Here is a 19325-nt window from a genome sequence, read left to right as displayed (position 1 = left end):
ATTTTTATAACTCATCAGCTTATCCTTTTATGATGTACTTAACCAGTATTGACATCATTATGGCTATCATTACATTGATAAAAAATTAACTAAAGAAAACTGCACTATACCTAAAATCAATGCGGGTTAACTTGTATAAAGTTTATTTATTTTATAACTAATAATACTAACTCTAAATGATTCAAAACTTATTAAAAACTATCAAAATTCAATAGATAATTTTTAGTCTAAATTAAGTCTTTTTTATTAAAAAAACTATCCACAAAAACTGTGGATAACTTTGTTAATAATATTTGAAAATATATGGCTATCCCTACTGAATACTACCTTTGCCACAAATTGATCACTTTTCAATTAAAATATAACATTATAAAAATCAATAACTTATAAAAACAAGCTATATTTTAAATCTTTACCAATGAAAAAGCACTGAATTATCAATAAGTGTGCATAAGTCAAGTTAATTCTATTTATTTTTTAAATCATTAGTCGATTAAAATTAACACGCTAAATACTAAAAATAGTTAACTTTATTAACACACAAACATAATAGAATACTGACTCTATTTTTAAATTTTATTATTCTATAGTATTAATTATTCAGCTTGATTAGAGTAATCTTTATTATCTAACATTATTCTTTCCATCCACTATCAATTTATAGTTAAATTAGGAAAGATATAAAAAACAACAACTCTAAAAATAAAAAGACCTTAATAGAAATCTATTAAGGTCTTTTATTTGGTGGAGCCGGGGGGATTTGAACCCCCGTCCGCCAGCACTCCGCTATCGGTTCTACATGCTTAGCCTTATCTACTAAATTGACCCATTGCCGCCCGATAGGCAGGGTGCGCTGGGCTAGCTATATAAAATTTAGTCACGCCGCCTATAGCAAACTTTGTGACGATCCTGTTCTATCTGACAGATGGTTCGGGTTTACAGGCATCCCCTAGCATCTGCTAGCTGATTAAGCAGCTAGAGCGTAGTTGTCGTCGTTGGCAACTATAATTTTGTAGCAACGAATTTACGAGGTTTGCTACCAGCTCGACATGCCCCTCAAGTTTCATCACCAGCGTCGAATCCTAATCGACCCCAAAGGGAAACCTTAGGTTATGAGCATTATAGATGATTAATCATTAGATGTCGAATAACTGCCTTATTCACATTACTAACTAGAAGCTAAAACTTTTTTATAAAGCTCTATATATTGCTTACTTACTACTTCTTGTGACCATAATTCAACAGCTCTTTCTCTAGCATTTTTTTGGAGTAGCTTATAGTTATCTTGATCTGTCAAAATTTTCCTAATGCCTTCTGCAAGATCTTCACTATCATACGCTTTGGCAAGATAACCTGTTTTATTATGTTCAATTGCTGAAGTAAGTCCTGTGCAATTAAATGCTACAACAGGTGTTCCACAAGCCTGTGCTTCTGTTGCTGTTTGAGGTAAATTTTCTTGTCTTGAAGGAACGACCATTATATCAATTGCATTATAGAAAAGCGCCATTGTATAGTCATCATAAAAGCGTCCCATATAATGAATAGGAATATTTAACTTTAACTTTTCTTTTGGTTCAGTTTGTCCTACAACTACACATGCAATATCCAATAGATTTACACTATTTGATAAATGATTTAATGAGTCTAGTAATAGGTCAAATCCTTTTCTAAAATCTTTTGTATTAATAGCTCCAAAACCAATTAATAGAATATCTTTTGGTAACCCCAATATTTCCCTACATATATTCTTATCTAATGGTTTATAAAGTGTTGTATCTAATGCATTAGGTATTGTAAATATTGGCCATCCCGTAAATAAATTACTTTCAGAAACACATTGAGATAACCAATCACTAGGAGTCACAATAGAAAAAGGTATTTGCCAATATTTCTTCTTACGCTCCCATACTTTACGATCAATGTCTACTCCCTTCTCGCCTTGTTCCCTATTACTTTTTAAATACCCTTCCTTAAACCTAATTGAACTATCTACAACATAATGTTCTGAACCACAAAATGCCCACATATCATGTAAAGTCATCACTATAGGCTTATTAATAGAGGCAATTTGTTTAATTGATAAAGTCTCAGCATTGCACCAATGTAAATTAACTAAATCAACCTCAAATGTATTAATATTTTTTAATAAATGACTTCTAAACCAATTACCTGAATGTAAATCTTTATTTTCAGTTTTTTGAAGATTTTGTATTCTATTTGCCATAATATTTCTTAAAACTGTCCATAGTCTTTCTATTTTAGAATTAGGTTTATTTACATAATAACAATCTGTGTATTTATGTAATACAAGCATTTCAGCATCAACATCAAATTTTCTTAATGCACTTAGAACTCTAAATGCAGCTCTATCTGCCCCACCTAAACCATCTGTAGCTGAGACAATCAAAGGTTTCATAATGAAAATATTCTCTTTAGTTTATATTTGACACGAGTAATAAAACTAAGCTTATGCTGTAAATAAAATCTTCTAATTCTCTCTGTTGCAATGGTGTTTTCTGCTATTTTCTCTGAAAAGACTAATGGATATTTATTATTAACTGAAGAAACATAAACATCTTTATCATCACAATTTTCACCAGAACCATCTATACCTATATTTTTAACAAAGGTTTCTGTAGGATTTAAACAAAACCCCTGTTTTTCAAAAATGGTGGCATACCAGAAAATCGCCCAGGTATTTAATTGCCCGTTTGCATTGGCAACAACTTGCGTCCAAAAATCATGTGCGCCATCTAAATTAAATTGTTTAATTTTTCTTCTATTCCAGCTCTCTACTAATCGACTAGGATCTTTTTCAAAATATTGCCAACGATCTTGCCACGTTGCCCATCCCCAACAATTCATGACTCGCCAAAAAAAAGTATCTCCTATATCCGTATTCTCAATAGGATAATTCCACCCGCTTATATGCCATACTTTCTTTGATTTTTGATATTTTTCTAATGCTTCATTCATAAAACTTAAGAAATATTTAGATGTTACAATATCATCTTCTAAAATAATTGCTCTTCCATAAGTTTCAATAACTGAACTGACTCCCTCAATAATACTCTTGGCTAAACCATAGTTTTCTTTTCGTTCAATTATTTTGATAGTTTTAAAGCCTTCTATGGTTTCTAGTACTTTTCTTACTTCCTTAACAGAATCAGACATAGATTCACTTTTGGGAGCATCTGAGAAAACAATTAAATCTGTTTGAGAAGCTAGAATATTTATTTTTAATGCATTAATAACTTTTTGCGTATGAGCTGGTCTAGCATAAACAAATAAAATAACAGGGGCATAAGTTTTTATATTGTCAATATCCAATTTCATGATTCCCAATACTTATGACATATCACTTAAATTAAGATTAGTTATTAACTTCTAATAAACGTTGCATTAGCCCCATCCATACAAATATGCTTCATCCTTTTACTTTTTAGTAATTCAATATATTTATGAACACGATTATGTGCACCATTATCCAATGGTGTATGTAGCTCATCAAACTCTATTAGTAATAAGTAAGGTAAATTACCTGTACTAATTAAATGCTCAATAACCTGATATTCAGCACCTTCAATATCTAACTTTAATAATGCCACATTATTATGAGATAATTTTTCACAGATTGTAGAAATTGTATAACAATCTGCTTCAAAAAATTCTTCTGTTCCTTGTAAGTTTAGAATAGAACAAGATACATGATCTGGATTATAAGGCATAAAAAACTTCAATCGTGAGTTTTCTCCTGTTACTCCCCATGGATAAAAATGAATTTTTTGAAAATCAGTTGAACTTATATCATAATATTTCGTTGTATTATTAATAGCAAATAGTTCCTGTAATTCTATTGCTTTGGTTAAATTGTTGAAATGAGTAAGAGCCTTTGGCGTAGGATCAAAAATACAAATATTACAAGGAAAGCGTTTAGCAAGTTCACAATCAAAACTAATATCCTCTCCTGCACCAGCTAAGTAGCAATTATCTGTATCAGTCAAAGATAGCTGTTTTGGAATATACCACCCTCCATAGTCTGTTCCTAAACGAATAAGTAAGGATTTATCCCAAAAATCACTCTTATCAACTTGAAATTCCCTTTTCCCAAAGAAATGCTTCTTAACTCTTCCTAAGAACTTTTTTATCATTTCATAATCCTATAATGTATAACTTAATTGATGCATAGTATACATTGTTAACAAACTATAAAATAATAAAAAAGGGTGTATCAACACCCTTTTTTATTAACAATAATATATTAACTTCTATCTTATTTTTCTAAGTCTTTTACTGAGCTTTGAATATCCTCAGTAGTTTTCTTATCTACTGACTTATCAATATTCTCCTCTCCCCCAAACAAATCAATATTACTAAACTTTGGAATAGAGTCCTCTCTTTTTTTCACTATCTCACTCTTAACATCAGAAGAAAAACTAGAAATATCTGAACGTTGCTCAGTTTCTAACTGACGACGCTTAATTTCACGTGGGTCATTAGGAGCACGTCCAACAGACCGAGCAGGTTGTTCCACTACTTTTTCTGCCTCTGTTAACTGCGTTACTGATGGAGTTAACTGCGCAGCATTATTAACTGATGATACAACTTGCTGTTCAACAGCAGGTTTTGAGGCAACATGCTCTTTTACTTCTACTTCTTTTAAATTAGCTTCAGTAGTAGATTGAGCCTGTTCTCTCACCTCTTCCTTAACAATAGTAGTAGGCTGTTGCTCAACCTTTTGTACCTGTTTAGCGGTTTCAGAAACAATAGTGATTTCTTTTGATATAGAAGTCTCTACTTTTTCCTGCTGCTGCTCAACAGGCTTTTGAGCTCTCTCAACAGTAGCAGTTTGACTATCTTGAGCATCAATAGACTGCTTCTCCATTGTAAACTGTGGATTTTCTGTTTCAACCGCTTCATTACGTTGTTCACGTTGACGATCATTTCTTGGATTACGACGACGATCATTTCTTGGATTACGACGACGCTGGCCTCTAGCTCTACGACGAGGACGCTCATCATTATCTATTATATTCTCATCATTTTTTACTAATATTTCCTCAGTTTTTTCTATAACTTCAGGCTCAATATTCTCTTTAACTCGATCATTGTTTTGATTACGACGATTAGGACGCTCCTGTTTAGGCTTACGCTCTTCATCTTTATCTTTAGTAGAAGTATTTCTATCTTCTCTCGAATTATTTTGTTGTGTATCACGACGATTATTACGGCGTGGTTGGTTTCTATTTTCGTTTTGAGGACGACGACCATTACGATCATTATTTGTTGTATTCTTTTCAGTTTTATTCGCTACCTCTTCAACAGGTTCTTCTTTAACTGAAAATAAACTAACCAACGACTTCACTAAACTTCTTAAACCACCAACTTTTTTCTCAGCCTCAGGTGCAGGTTGTTTTGGAGCGATTGTTTTAACCATTGCTTCTTGACGAATTAACGCTTTAGAAGAGCTTACATGATTATGATCATCTTCAGCCTCAGCGTGGTGAATTTCATAGCTTAATTCATTAAACTGTGCATCAGGGCTATCAGTACGTAACCGTTGAACCTCAAAATTAGGTGTTTCTAAATGATCATTAGGAACAATAACTATTCTAACTTGGCTACGTAATTCGATCTTAGTAATAGCATTACGTTTTTCATTTAATAAAAATGCTGCCACAGGAATTGGTACTTGAGCCCTTACTTCAGCAGTAGACTCTTTTAAAGTCTCTTCTTCAATTAAACGTAAAATAGCTAAGGCTATAGATTCAATATCACGAATAGTACCTTGACCATTACAACGTGGACAAGTTACACCACTTGTTTCACGTAATGATGGACGTAACCGTTGACGTGACATTTCTAAAAGACCAAACTTAGAAATAGAGCCTACTTGAACACGTGCACGATCCGCTTTTAAAGCTTCTGTCATACGATCTTCAACAGCACGACGGTTCTTTGATGGAGTCATATCGATAAAATCGATAACAATCAAACCGCCAATATCTCTTAGTCTAAATTGACGAGCAATTTCATCAGCAGCTTCTAGGTTAGTTTGTAAAGCCGTTTCTTCAATATCACTACCACGTGTTGCACGTGCCGAGTTAATATCAATAGAAACCAATGCTTCTGTTGGGTCAATAACAATAGAACCCCCAGAAGGCAAACGTACTTCACGTTGGAAAGCGGTTTCAATTTGGCTTTCAATTTGATAACGGTTAAATAAAGGAACAGGATCTTGATAAAGCTTCACTTTATTTTTGTATTGAGGAATTACCTGACTAATAAAGTTTAATGCCTCTTCATAAGCATCTACTGTATCAATTAATACTTCACCAATATCTTGACGTAAATAATCACGAATAGTACGAATAATAACGTTACTTTCTTGATAAATTAAGAATGGTGCAGGGCTACTATCTGCTGCTTCTTTAATAGCAGACCATAATTGTAAAAGATAATCTAAATCCCACTGTAATTCTTCAATACTACGGCCTAAACCTGCAGTACGAACAATGAGTCCCATATCAGGTGGAGTTTGTAAAGCATTGAGAATTTCTTTAAGTTCTGATCTTTCATCGCCTTCAATACGACGAGAAATACCACCGGCACTTGGGTTATTCGGCATTAATACCAGATAACGACCAGCTAAGCTAATAAAAGTAGTTAACGCAGCACCTTTATTACCACGTTCCTCTTTCTCCACTTGCACAATAACTTCTTGGCCTTCTTGCAGTAAATCTTTAATACTAGGACGACCACCACCATTACCATCAGGGTTATTAATGAAATACTCACGGGAAATTTCTTTAAGGGGTAAAAAACCTTGACGACCAGAACCAAAATCAACAAAAGCCGCTTCTAGGCTTGGTTGAATAGCTGCAATACGGCCTTTATAAATATTGGCTTTCTTTTGTTCACGAGCACCAGACTCGATATCTAAATCAAATAGACGTTGACCATCTACAAGCGCTACGCGTAACTCTTCAGGCTGAGTTGCGTTAATCAGCATTCTTTTCATATTGTACCATCTGTTTCCATGCAAGCAGAAACACTCGGGCACACAACGCTCAAGGTCAGTGTTTGGGGCGCGCTAAAGTGGTATACCACCTTCGTGTCTAGCGTGACTAACAAATCATAGTTAGTCCGCGACCGCGTCTCCTGTTTTTGTAGTTACAAAAACATATAGTAGCAGGAGGAGGAATCTATTCAGTAAGGCGGATGCTATGGCATCTAACGCTTTAAACTACACTCTTACTTTGTAGTGCATCTCCACCCAACATGTTCCATGATAAATCGGGTGCCGCGTTCAGTATTTTCGCCCGCGGGTTATTACTTTATTAAAACCATCTTTATTATTAATAATGGTTTTAGCCATATTTCCAGAACTTTTATCAGATTAAATGATTACTGATTGGTAGTCTGAACCTACATACAATTTTTCACTTATTACTAATTAATTATTAGCCAATGCTCTACTTTGCAGACATTTTATAACCAGAATGAAATAAGGTTTCAATATCTGTATATTTGTTTCTCTATAAACAAATAATTCTGCGACAAGCTATATAATTATAAATAAACTTTGTAATGCTTAAAATAGTTCTCATTAATAATTCATGAGCGGATTAAATGGCCTTTTTTAGAACCATATTTTAGTTATTCCTTATAAAACTTATTTTAAGCTAATAACAATCATATATACCTTTTATAGGTTCGCTGAATATAACAGTTAATATACTATTCTTCAATGGAAATAGTTAACTACTTAACAATTAGTTATATAACTTTTAAAATACCTACTATATAAATAAAAGATTAATAACCTAGACACTGCAAAAACACCTTAATTTAAGGTAAAATATACGACCTTCATCTTATCCTTTTTATTGAGATTATCTGACAATGCTGATTCTGCGTGGTACTCCTGCTCTTTCTTCATTCCGTCATGGAAAATTAGTTAACCAATTACAAGCTGCTGCGCCTCATGTTACAGCAGTTTATGCTGAATTTATGCATTTTGCAGATACTACTGCCGAATTATCAGCAGAGCATAAACAGGTTCTAGAACGCTTACTTAAATACGGTCCTGCTGTAAAAGTTGAAGAACCTAAAGGGAAACTTTATTTAGTATTACCCCGTTTTGGTACTATTTCACCTTGGTCAAGTAAAGCAACTGATATTGCTCATAATTGTGGTTTAGATACTATTATTCGTATAGAGCGTGGTGTTGCTTACTATATTGAAGGTGATTTATCAGCGGCTGAACAGCAAACTGTAGCTCGTATCTTACATGATCGCATGACACAACAAGTGCTTGATAATATAGAACAAGCAGAAAAACTATTTAACCATGCTGAACCACGCCCTTTAACTTCAGTAGATATATTAGAGAAAGGTCGCTCAGCATTAGTAGAAGCTAACCAACAATTAGGCTTAGCACTCGCAGAAGATGAAATTGATTACTTAGTAAATGCTTTTACTGAGCTAAAACGTAACCCTAATGATGTTGAACTAATGATGTTTGCTCAAGCAAACTCTGAACATTGTCGCCACAAAATTTTTAATGCCAGTTGGGATATTGATGGCGAAGCTCAACAAAAAAGCCTGTTTGGTATGATTAAAAACACTTATGAAATGGGACATGAAGGTGTTTTATCTGCTTACAAAGACAATGCTTCAGTGATCGAAGGCTTTACTGCAGGCCGCTTTTTCCCTAATTCAGAATCAAAAGTATATACAGCCAACCAAGAGCCTGTACATATTTTAATGAAGGTTGAAACCCATAATCACCCCACAGCTATTGCTCCGTTCCCTGGGGCTTCTACAGGTTCGGGTGGTGAAATTCGTGATGAAGGTGCTACAGGACGCGGTGCTAAACCTAAAGCAGGTTTAACAGGCTTTACTGTTTCAAACTTAAATATTCCTAACTTTATCCAGCCTTGGGAAAAACCATACGGTAAACCAGATCGTATTGTTAGTGCATTAGATATTATGATCGAAGGCCCGTTAGGTGGTGCTGCCTTTAATAATGAATTTGGCCGCCCTGCACTAAATGGCTACTTCCGCACCTTTGAACAAAGTGTTGATACTCCTCACGGTGAAGAAGTTCGCGGCTATCACAAACCTATTATGCTAGCAGGTGGTTTAGGCAATATCCGCGCTGAACATGTGCAAAAAGCAGAAATTAGCGTTGGCGCAAAACTTATTGTACTCGGTGGCCCAGCTATGCTTATTGGTTTAGGTGGCGGTGCTGCCTCATCAATGGCAACAGGTACTAGTTCAGCAGATTTAGATTTCGCCTCGGTACAACGTGATAATCCAGAGATGGAACGTCGTTGCCAAGAAGTTATTGATCGTTGCTGGCAATTAGGCGATAACAACCCTATTAAGTTTATTCATGATGTGGGGGCAGGTGGTCTTTCTAATGCCCTACCAGAACTTATTCATGATGGTGGTCGTGGCGGTAAATTTGAATTACGTAATGTACCAAATGCCGAACCTAATATGACCCCCTTAGAAATTTGGTGTAATGAATCACAAGAACGTTATGTGATGTCAGTAGATGCTGCTGACTTTGAACGTTTTAAAGAAATTTGTGAAAGAGAGCGTTGCCCCTTTGCTGTAGTAGGTGAAGCCATTGCAGATCACCAGCTTACTGTACACGATAACCACTTTAATAATAATCCTGTGGATATGCCATTACAGGTATTACTAGGTAAAGCTCCTCGTATGCACCGCACGGCTAAACGTGAAAAAATAGCAGGTGATAACTTCACAACACAGGGTATTGAATTAAAAGAAGCTATCAGCCGAGTATTACACCACCCAACCGTAGCCAGTAAAAGTTTCCTAATCGCTATTGGTGATCGCACTATTACAGGTTTAGTAGCCCGTGACCAATTTGTAGGCCCTTGGCAAGTACCTGTAGCAGACTGTGCTGTAACAGCTACTAGCTTTGATGTGTATACAGGTGAAGCAATGGCAATGGGTGAAAGAACACCTCTAGCCTTATTAGATGCACCTGCTTCTGGTCGTATGGCTGTAGCTGAAAGTATTACCAATATTGCTGCTGCACGTATTGAAAAACTATCAGATATTAAATTATCTGCTAACTGGATGGCAGCAGCAGGCCATGCTGGTGAAGATGCGCGCCTTTATGATACGGTAAAAGCAGTAGGTATGGAGTTATGTCCTGAATTAGGTATTACTATTCCAGTGGGTAAAGACTCTATGTCAATGAAAACTCGCTGGTCAGATAATGGACAAGAAAAAAGCGTAACTTCACCTCTTTCTTTAGTAATTTCAGCCTTTGCGCCTGTACAAGATATTCGTCAAACCTTAACCCCTGAACTTCGTTTAGAGCAAGGTGCTACAGATCTTATTTTAATCGATCTAGGCCGTGGTCAAAATCGTCTAGGCGCCTCTATTCTTACTCAAGTATATAGCCAACTAGGACAAGAAGTACCTGATTTAGATGATGCAGAAGATTTAAAAGCTTTCTTTGCTATTATCCAAGGTTTAAATGCTGATAATAAATTATTGGCTTATCATGATCGTTCTGATGGTGGTTTACTAGCTACTGTCTTAGAAATGGCCTTTGCTGGTCATTGTGGTTTAAATATTCAATTAGATCCACTGGTAGAAAGTACTGATGATGTATTAGCTGCACTCTTTAATGAAGAACTAGGTGCTGTTATCCAAGTTCGTCAGGAAGATACTGAAGAAGTGCTTGCTCACTTTAGTGGCGCTGGTTTAGAAGATGCTGTATCCGTAATTGGACAGCCCACTAAACAACAAAATATTCATTTTAGTTTAGAAGGAAACTCACTCTTTAATGAAAGCCGTGCTAACTTACAACAACAATGGTCAGCAACTAGCTATCAAATTCAACGTTTAAGAAATAACATAGAGTGCGCTGATCAAGAATTTGCAATCATTGCTGATGATAGTAATCCAGGTTTACAAGTAAAACTTACTTACGATCTTCAACAAAATATTGCCGCACCTTATATTAATAAAGGTATTCGCCCTCAAGTAGCTATTTTACGTGAACAAGGTGTAAATGGTCAGGTAGAAATGGCAGCCGCTTTTGATCGTGCTGGCTTTGCTGCTGTGGACGTACATATGAGTGATATCTTAGCAGGCCGTATAAATCTTAATGACTTTAAAGGTATTGTAGCTTGTGGTGGTTTCTCTTATGGTGACGTACTAGGCGCAGGCGAAGGTTGGGCAAAATCTATTTTATTTAACAGTCAAGCTAGAGATGCATTTACTGCTTTCTTTAATCGTAATGACACCTTTACATTAGGCGTATGTAATGGTTGTCAAATGCTCTCTAATCTACATGAATTAATTCCTGGCACTGAATTATGGCCACATTTTGTACGCAATAAATCAGAACAGTTCGAAGCCCGTGTAGCTATGGTAGAAGTACAACAATCCCCTTCTATCTTCTTACAAGGTATGGCAGGTACTAAAATGCCTATTGCTATTGCTCATGGTGAAGGTTATGCAGAATTCACAGATCAACAAGCATTAACTAATGCTGATCAATCTGGTTTAGTGGCATTACGTTATATTGATAACTATGGTAAGGCTACCGAGCAATACCCAGCTAACCCTAATAGTTCACCTCTTGGTATTACAGGGTTATGTAATACTGATGGCCGCGTAACTATTATGATGCCTCACCCAGAACGTGTCTTTAGAACTGTGCAAAACTCTTGGTACCCTGATAAATCAAAAGAAGATGCAGGTTGGATTAGAATTTTCCAAAATGCTCGTGTTTGGGTAGACTAATTGTTAAAAAGAAAAAGCCAAGCAATTGCTTGGCTTTTTTATTTATTACAATTTACTAATTACTGATTGGTGATGAAGTTCCAGACTGAACTTGCGGTTGTACAGGTTGTAACTTACTTAATAAGTTTATTGCTTCCTGATCACCTTGATCTGCCGCTTTCTTTAATAACTCAATAGCTTTCTCTGGGTTCTTTTCAATACCATCAATACCAGCCATATAGAGTATAGCTAAGTAGTATTGAGCAGGAGCATAACCTTGGTTAGCAGATTTTTCATACCAAACAGAAGCTTCTTTCTCACTTTCTTTAAGCCCTGCTTTACCCTCTGTATACATTTGCCCTAAATGATATTGACCTTTAGCATCACCTTGCTCAGCAGCCTTTCTGAACCATTCTAATGCTGCTACATCATCTTTTTTTCCAGATAAACCAAAATAGTAAACTTTACCTAAATCTACTTGTGCAGGAGCATAGCCAAGGTTAGCAGATTGATTAAGTAAATCAGCTATCTTTTGTTGATTTGCTTTAGCCGTTTTAGAATCACTCATATATTGAATAGCTTGCTCATAGAGTGCTTTTGCTTGCTCTTTATTATCTACCACTTGAGTTCCAGATACAGCTTGAGCCATCACATAGGAAAATTGTGATGTCCCCACAGTAACTAATCCCAAACAAAGAATACCTGTAGTTAGATATCGTGAACAAGAACCGCTTATTTTCATGCCTAATGCATCCTTAGTAGCCAAAAGTATTAGATGGATAGTGTACCCTTTTTTTCAAAAGGGTTAATTGAGTTTTTTAATCAATATATTTCTATACATTTATATATACTATTTTTCCACATCTGTTAGCTCAAATTGCCTTACAGTAATATTATTAAATATCATAAAAATCAAACTATTGTCTGTATATTTAGCACTATAAGCACCTGTATAGTTATATAAGCGCATAGCCATAGAGGTATATTGCCAAGCCCTTATATCGGAACAAATAATGGATTGTTTTAATAATTCTGTATAAGCATGCTCTTTTGCAAAGCTTTGTACAGCTTTTGCTGCTTGTTGTAGACTAGGTTCCACTTGTGGATTATCCCATCCCCAAGCAAAAGTACTATTATCTAATGTATAAATCCCCACTACTTGCACAGGCGCACAAACCTCTATACCTACTGTTTCACTATTGAAATAAAAATAAATTTTTTCTTGTTGTTGATCAATATTCCAATAATTACAACGCTCAATACTCCATGTATCAATATGAAACTGGGTGGCTACTTCTAGTGCTTGCATACTACTTTTGATATATTCTTCCAAGGCTGGATTCTTTTCAAAAGTATCTATCATGTATCATTCCTTACTAATTAATCCTAGCATTTTAGAGTAGCATTAAATACCCATTAACAACAGTCAAATCATTAATAAGTTACTGGATAATACACTGTTCTACTTCATATTAAGTAGAACAGTAACTATTAAGTTTAATGGGCTGTCCAGCCACCATCCACAGAAATCATTGACCCTGTAATAGAATTAGCTGTATCACTACATAAAAAGCTAGCAATACCTGCTACCTCTTCAACTTTAACAAACTGCTTATTAGGTTGCTCGCCTAATAAAACCTCTTTAATTACCTGTTCCTTGGTCATATTATGGGTTTTCATTTGATCTGGAATTTGCGACTCAACTAATGGTGTTAATACATAACCTGGACAAATAGCATTGGCTGTAACACCATGTTCAGCAGCTTCCAAAGCAACTGCCTTAGTCAGTCCTGCAAGACCATGTTTGGCTGCTACATAAGCTGATTTAAAGGGTGAAGCAATTAAAGCATGGGCAGAAGCAATATTTATAATACGTCCCCATTTATTTTTCTTCATAATAGGTAATGCATGTTTGATCGTATGAAAACTAGCGGTTAAGTTAAGCGCAATAATGGTATCCCATTTTTCAGTAGGAAACTCATCAATAGGTGCCACATGCTGCACACCGGCATTATTTACTAAAATATCTAAACTACCAAATAACTTATAGGTTTGCTCAATCATTATTTGAATTTCATCTGGCTTAGTTAAGTCAGCACCCATATAGGCTACTTTTACGTCATAGTCCTCTTGAATCTGTTGTACCAGTGTATTTATATCTTCCTCTTTGCCAAAACCATTCAACACAATATTAGCACCTTTTGCAGCCAAAGCCTCTGCAATAGCTTTGCCAATTCCACTGGTTGAACCTGTTACTAACGCTACTTTATTTTTTAACATTATTTTTTCCTCAATAATTTAATTCAATAAATGCCTTAACGCCTATGGCAAACCATTTTTACTAACTATGCAAATCTAGACTATAAAATAAACACTTTTACTGCAAAAAAGATCTTGGGCTAATTAACTAATTATAAATAAATTATTTAACAGCAATACGCATACGATATGAAAAATCTATTTCAAAAGACTCTTGTTTAAAAATACCTTTGATTGTCTTACTAAATCTTTGAACATCCTCTTCTATAAGTTCAGGACGTTTTTTTAATAATGTTTGTAGACTACCCTGACTCAATATAATATTGATAAATCGCTCGGCTGTGCATATTTCGGTATTGCTAAAAACCACTTCCCGCGAATACCTGAAATAGCCACTTTCTCTGATTCTAGATAAGTGTTTATTTTTCTCATAACGTGTGAATGTATCTCTTATGTCAGGTAATTCAATCTCCATTTTCTTTACCTTTTCATAAAGATTATTATAAGCCTGTTCTGCCTGCCACTTAGCAATAGGAGGCCAATCACAATCTACTGTAGCAAACACTCCACCTGCTTTTAAAACACGATTTATTTCTTTTAATGTTGTTATTGGTTCCATCCAATGAAATGACTGGGAACAAATAACCACATCAGCACAATTATCTTCTAACCCTGTATCATGGCTATAGCCATTGCTAAAACTAATATTGTCACTTTGTTTTTTTTGAGCAACAGCTAACATATCTAAACTTGGCTCAATACCAACCACATGCTTACAGAAATCTTTCCATACAACCGTAGAAAGTCCTGTTCCACAACCTAAATCAATCACTTTATCAGGTTGTTTTTCTAAATAACGAGTAATAATCTTTACAGGATACACTGGCATAGTCGGTCTTGCACTTTCATAGGTATCTGCAAAACCTGTAAATCTATCAGCATTTTTTTGAATTTCATTGACCATACGATTACTCACTTTATAGTTACTAGCCTGCCTATTGCTAGACAAGCTTAAAACTGGTGACTAATTCATATTATTGCATATACAACCTATAGAAGTTGTATAAAGTACGAGAAAACTGTTTAAGGGTATTACAGTATATTTAATACTGAGAAAATTAATATTATTCTTTACAAACTATGGTATTTCTCTTTGTTTTTGTAACCAAGGTGGTAAATGAAACATTAAAAAAAGACCAAGTAACGCAATAACAAAATATAAAAAACCACGTAACTTATAACCTAGCAGCCCTAAGCTATTCACACCCAAAAATACAATAGCGGCCAGCAACACTGCTATTATAGCTAGCCCTATTGGGCTATTAAATAACGAGCCAAAACCTGATGTTTTAATAAACAAATAAAGTTGCAAAACAACACAAACTAATATTATTAAAACAATTCTTGGCTCCAGTTCTGCTATTACATTATAAGCAAGAATAGGAGCCAATACAGACTTATTGAGAGTAGGAAAGATAACCAATAAGGTTATCCATATTCCTCCCACCCAAAGAGATTGTAAAAATGCCCAAGCAAATCGCTCAACGCTATTTAATCTCTTATTAGACATGCTTCACTTCAATTATTTCATATTCCACTTCACCACTAGGAATACGAATTAATATCACCTCACCTTCCTCTTTACCAATAATGGCTCTGGCTATAGGTGAGCTAACTGAGATTTTACCCTCTTTAATATCTGCTTCATCATCACCAACAATCTGATATACCGTAGACTCATTGGTATCCATATTGATAAGTTCTACTGTTGAACCAAAAATTACCTTACCTGAAGGTGGAATCGACGAAATATCAATAATATGAGCATTAGATAACTTCGCTTCAATATCCCTAATACGCGCTTCTACCATACCTTGCTGCTCACGTGCAGCATGGTATTCAGCATTCTCTTTAAGGTCACCTAATTCACGTGCTTCACCAATGGCTTTACTAAGCTCTGGACGACGTTCAGTTTTTAGATATTTTAATTCTTCCTCAAGGGCTTTTGCACCTTGCACAGTCATTGGAAATTTTTTCATGTGTTAAACTATTCCTGCATGAAGGTCCTGCAAGCGACGCACATTTCTCTCTACACCAAATTTTAGTGCTTCACAAACCGCTTGTCCACCTGCAATAGTAGTAGTAATACAAACTTTATGTTGTAATGCATTACGACGAATTGAGTAAGAGTCTGCAATGGATTGACGACCTTCAGTAGTATTAATGATTAAATCAATTTCACCATTTTTAATCATATCTACAATATGTGGGCGTCCTTCAGTTACCTTGTTAATACGCTTAACAGGTAAACCAGCACTCTCTATTACTTTAGCAGTACCAGATGTTGACACGATTTCAAAGCCTAATTCGACTAAGTCGCGTACAACACTGGTTACAATGAGTTTGTCTTCTTCACGAACACTAATAAATGCTCGGCCTCCTTCACTCGGTAGTATTTCATTAGCGCCTGCTTGTGCTTTTGCGAAAGCCTCAGCAAAACTATCACCAACCCCCATCACTTCCCCTGTAGATTTCATTTCTGGTCCTAAAATAGGATCCACACCTGGGAACTTAGCAAATGGGAATACCGCTTCTTTAACACTAAAATACTTAGGAATAATTTCCTCGGTAAAACCAATTTCTTTCAGTTTTTTACCAGCCATCACTCTAGCTGCTATTTTAGCCAGTGATGTACCAATACACTTAGATACAAAAGGTACTGTACGAGAAGCGCGAGGATTTACTTCTAATACATAAATCTTATCACCTTGTAAGGCTAATTGGACATTCATTAAACCAATTACACCTAACTCTAAAGCCATTGCTTTTACTTGCTTACGAATTTCATCTTGTACTTCTTTAGAGAGTGAATATGGTGGTAAAGAACAGGCAGAGTCACCAGAATGCACACCTGCTTGCTCAATATGCTGCATAATGGCACCAATCACTACATCTTCACCATCACAAATAGCATCCACATCTATTTCAATCGCACAATTTAAGAAATGATCCAATAATACAGGGCTATCATTAGACACCTGCACAGCCTCACGCATATAGCGTTTTAACTCATCCGTATCATAAACGATTTCCATTGCACGACCACCTAACACATAGGATGGGCGCACTACCAATGGATAACCAATTTTTTCGGCACCATCAATCGCTTCTTGTTCACTACGAGCAGTTGAATTAGGTGGTTGTAAAAGATTTAAACGCTCTACCATTTGTTGAAAACGCTCACGGTCTTCAGCGCGGTCAATCGAATCAGGGCTTGTACCAATAATAGGTACACCCGCTTCTTCTAAGGCACGACAAATTTTCAGTGGTGTTTGACCACCATATTGCACAATTACCCCTTTAGGTTTTTCAACACGAACAATCTCTAATACATCTTCAAGGGTAACAGGCTCAAAATATAAACGATCAGACGTATCATAATCAGTAGATACTGTCTCTGGGTTACAGTTAACCATGATGGTTTCGTAACCATCTTCACGCATAGCTAACGCAGCATGCACACAGCAATAATCAAACTCAATACCTTGTCCAATACGGTTAGGGCCACCACCTAATACCATAATCTTGTCACGGTTAGACGGATTAGCCTCACACTCTTCTTCATAAGTAGAGTACATATAAGCCGTGTCTGTAGCAAACTCTGCCGCACAAGTATCTACACGTTTATAAACAGGTAATACTTCTAACTTATGACGATGGCCACGTAATGCTTTTTCACTAATACCTAATAACTTAGCTAAACGAGCATCAGAAAAACCTTTACGTTTTAATTTACGCATCATTGGCTTATCAAGTGTTGCTAAACCAAGGGTTTTAACCTGTTCTTCTAATTTAATAATTTCTTCAATTTGCACTAAGAACCAAAGATCAATCTTAGTTAAATCAAAAATCCTTTCAATTGAATAACCAGCACGCATAGCATCCGCTATATACCAAATACGGTCAGCACCAGGTACTGTTAATTCACGATTTAAGATACTTTCAACTTCTGGGGCAGATAAATCCACTTTAGGATCAAAACCATTAGCACCCACTTCTAAACCGCGTAATGCCTTCTGCACAGACTCTTGGAAAGTACGACCAATAGCCATCACTTCCCCTACTGATTTCATTTGCGTGGTTAAGCGTGCGTCTGCTTTTGGAAATTTCTCAAAGGCAAAACGAGGCACTTTAGTTACCACATAATCAATCGCTGGCTCAAATGAAGCAGGCGTTCTGCCACCTGTAATATCATTTTGTAGTTCATCTAAGGTATAACCCACTGCTAACTTCGCTGCCACTTTTGCAATAGGGAAACCTGTTGCCTTAGAAGCTAATGCAGAAGAACGCGATACTCGTGGATTCATCTCAATAACCACCATACGGCCAGTATCTGGACAAATACCAAACTGTACGTTAGAACCACCTGTTTCAACACCAATTTCACGCAATACTGCTAAAGAAGCATTACGCATAATTTGGTATTCTTTATCCGTTAAAGTTTGCGCAGGCGCAACAGTGATTGAATCACCTGTATGAACCCCCATAGGGTCAAAGTTCTCAATAGAACAAACAATAATGCAGTTATCTTTTTTATCCCGCACCACTTCCATTTCATATTCTTTCCAACCAATTAATGATTCATCAATCAGTAATTCATTAGTAGGCGATAAATCCAAACCTCTGGTACAAATTTCTTCGAATTCTTCGCGATTATAAGCAATACCACCGCCCGTACCACCCATAGTAAATGAGGGGCGAATAATACAAGGAAAACCAACTTGATCTAATACGCCATAAGCTTCTTCAAGGGTATGGGCAATACCAGAACGTGGGCACTCCAAACCAATAGCTTTCATCGCTTGGTCAAAACGTGAACGATCTTCTGCTTTATCAATTGTATCCGCATTAGCACCAATCATTTCCACGTCAAATTTAGTTAACACGCCATGACGTTCTAAATCTAAGGCACAGTTAAGTGCAGTCTGACCACCCATAGTAGGTAATAATGCATCTGGTTGTTCTTTTTCAATAATTTTAGCCACTGTTTGCCATTTAATTGGCTCAATATAAGTAGCATCAGCCATCGCTGGGTCAGTCATAATCGTAGCAGGATTAGAGTTAACCAAGATAACTCGATAACCCTCTTCTTTCAAAGCCTTACATGCTTGTGCGCCAGAGTAATCAAACTCACAAGCCTGACCAATAACAATAGGGCCTGCACCAAGGATAAGGATACTCTTTATATCTGTACGTTTTGGCATGGTTCTCTCGTGCTTCTCAAT

At 36.0% G+C, this 19325-nt stretch carries 12 protein-coding genes and 1 other RNA gene; 1 reads left to right on the top strand and 12 read right to left on the bottom strand.

Features of this window, described 5'->3' with window-relative positions; translation table 11 throughout:
- Window positions 1–742: 742 nt before the first annotated feature.
- From ssrA to ACQVD9_RS05505, 5 genes are all read right to left on the bottom strand, one after another.
- Window positions 743–1094, bottom strand: a transfer-messenger RNA (tmRNA) gene (gene ssrA, locus ACQVD9_RS05525).
- A 74-nt stretch (window positions 1095–1168) separates the two neighbouring features.
- The gene (locus ACQVD9_RS05520) at window positions 1169–2416 is read right to left on the bottom strand and encodes a glycosyltransferase (RefSeq protein WP_264745078.1); all 1248 of its coding nucleotides are present in this window, start codon (window positions 2414–2416) and stop codon (window positions 1169–1171) included.
- Entirely contained in the window at window positions 2413–3336 is a 924-nt protein-coding gene (locus ACQVD9_RS05515; RefSeq protein ID WP_264745077.1) for a sugar transferase, read from the bottom strand. The genes ACQVD9_RS05520 and ACQVD9_RS05515 overlap by 4 nt, the downstream gene beginning before the upstream one ends.
- A 44-nt stretch (window positions 3337–3380) precedes the next feature.
- The gene (locus ACQVD9_RS05510) at window positions 3381–4151 is read right to left on the bottom strand and encodes an FkbM family methyltransferase (protein ID WP_264745076.1); all 771 of its coding nucleotides are present in this window, start codon (window positions 4149–4151) and stop codon (window positions 3381–3383) included.
- Between the two features lie 122 nt (window positions 4152–4273).
- Window positions 4274–7021 carry an Rne/Rng family ribonuclease gene (locus ACQVD9_RS05505; protein WP_264745075.1) on the bottom strand — a complete coding sequence of 916 codons (2748 nt, stop codon included), beginning with the start codon at window positions 7019–7021 and terminating at the stop codon, window positions 4274–4276.
- Window positions 7022–7905: 884 nt separating this feature from the next.
- Here ACQVD9_RS05505 and purL point away from each other — a divergent pair.
- The gene (gene purL / locus ACQVD9_RS05500; RefSeq protein ID WP_264745074.1) at window positions 7906–11802 is read left to right on the top strand and encodes a phosphoribosylformylglycinamidine synthase; all 3897 of its coding nucleotides are present in this window, start codon (window positions 7906–7908) and stop codon (window positions 11800–11802) included.
- Between the two features lie 55 nt (window positions 11803–11857).
- Here the strand turns inward: purL and ACQVD9_RS05495 are convergent, their stop codons facing one another.
- The 7 genes from ACQVD9_RS05495 to carB all read right to left on the bottom strand — a co-directional run bounded on the left by ACQVD9_RS05495 (window position 11858) and on the right by carB (window position 19304).
- The gene (locus tag ACQVD9_RS05495; protein ID WP_264745073.1) at window positions 11858–12523 is read right to left on the bottom strand and encodes a tetratricopeptide repeat protein; all 666 of its coding nucleotides are present in this window, start codon (window positions 12521–12523) and stop codon (window positions 11858–11860) included.
- A gap of 108 nt (window positions 12524–12631) precedes the next feature.
- Complete coding sequence (locus ACQVD9_RS05490) at window positions 12632–13144, bottom strand: DUF6882 domain-containing protein (RefSeq protein WP_264745072.1); 513 nt, start codon at window positions 13142–13144, stop codon at window positions 12632–12634.
- A gap of 134 nt (window positions 13145–13278) precedes the next feature.
- On the bottom strand, window positions 13279–14064 hold the full coding sequence (locus tag ACQVD9_RS05485; protein WP_264747855.1) for a 3-hydroxybutyrate dehydrogenase: 786 nt from the start codon (window positions 14062–14064) through the stop codon (window positions 13279–13281).
- 139 nt (window positions 14065–14203) lie between these two features.
- Window positions 14204–15016 carry a class I SAM-dependent methyltransferase gene (locus ACQVD9_RS05480; protein WP_492089226.1) on the bottom strand — a complete coding sequence of 271 codons (813 nt, stop codon included), beginning with the start codon at window positions 15014–15016 and terminating at the stop codon, window positions 14204–14206.
- A gap of 162 nt (window positions 15017–15178) precedes the next feature.
- The gene (locus ACQVD9_RS05475; RefSeq protein WP_264745070.1) at window positions 15179–15610 is read right to left on the bottom strand and encodes a hypothetical protein; all 432 of its coding nucleotides are present in this window, start codon (window positions 15608–15610) and stop codon (window positions 15179–15181) included.
- Entirely contained in the window at window positions 15603–16079 is a 477-nt protein-coding gene (gene greA, locus ACQVD9_RS05470; RefSeq protein WP_264745069.1) for a transcription elongation factor GreA, read from the bottom strand. Before greA ends, ACQVD9_RS05475 begins: the two co-directional genes overlap by 8 nt.
- Before the next feature lie 3 nt (window positions 16080–16082).
- The gene (gene carB / locus ACQVD9_RS05465) at window positions 16083–19304 is read right to left on the bottom strand and encodes a carbamoyl-phosphate synthase large subunit (protein ID WP_264745068.1); all 3222 of its coding nucleotides are present in this window, start codon (window positions 19302–19304) and stop codon (window positions 16083–16085) included.
- Between the last annotated feature and the right edge of the window lie 21 nt (window positions 19305–19325).

Source organism: Entomomonas sp. E7T21 (assembly GCF_058693955.1).
The sequence above is the reverse complement of the archived record's forward strand: the minus strand, read 5'-3'. Positions and strand labels throughout refer to the sequence as shown.

Excerpts from the sequence above, each read along its gene's own strand:
- ACQVD9_RS05520 (WP_264745078.1), bottom strand. The coding sequence starts at position 2,416 with ATGAAACCTTTGATTGTCTCAGCTACAGATGGTTTAGGTGGGGCAGAT.
- ACQVD9_RS05515 (WP_264745077.1), bottom strand. The coding sequence starts at position 3,336 with ATGAAATTGGATATTGACAATATAAAAACTTATGCCCCTGTTATTTTA.
- ACQVD9_RS05510 (WP_264745076.1), bottom strand. The coding sequence starts at position 4,151 with ATGATAAAAAAGTTCTTAGGAAGAGTTAAGAAGCATTTCTTTGGGAAA.
- ACQVD9_RS05505 (WP_264745075.1), bottom strand. The coding sequence starts at position 7,021 with ATGAAAAGAATGCTGATTAACGCAACTCAGCCTGAAGAGTTACGCGTA.
- purL (WP_264745074.1), top strand. The coding sequence starts at position 7,906 with ATGCTGATTCTGCGTGGTACTCCTGCTCTTTCTTCATTCCGTCATGGA.
- ACQVD9_RS05495 (WP_264745073.1), bottom strand. The coding sequence starts at position 12,523 with ATGAAAATAAGCGGTTCTTGTTCACGATATCTAACTACAGGTATTCTT.
- ACQVD9_RS05490 (WP_264745072.1), bottom strand. The coding sequence starts at position 13,144 with ATGATAGATACTTTTGAAAAGAATCCAGCCTTGGAAGAATATATCAAA.
- ACQVD9_RS05475 (WP_264745070.1), bottom strand. The coding sequence starts at position 15,610 with ATGTCTAATAAGAGATTAAATAGCGTTGAGCGATTTGCTTGGGCATTT.
- greA (WP_264745069.1), bottom strand. The coding sequence starts at position 16,079 with ATGAAAAAATTTCCAATGACTGTGCAAGGTGCAAAAGCCCTTGAGGAA.
- carB (WP_264745068.1), bottom strand. The coding sequence starts at position 19,304 with ATGCCAAAACGTACAGATATAAAGAGTATCCTTATCCTTGGTGCAGGC.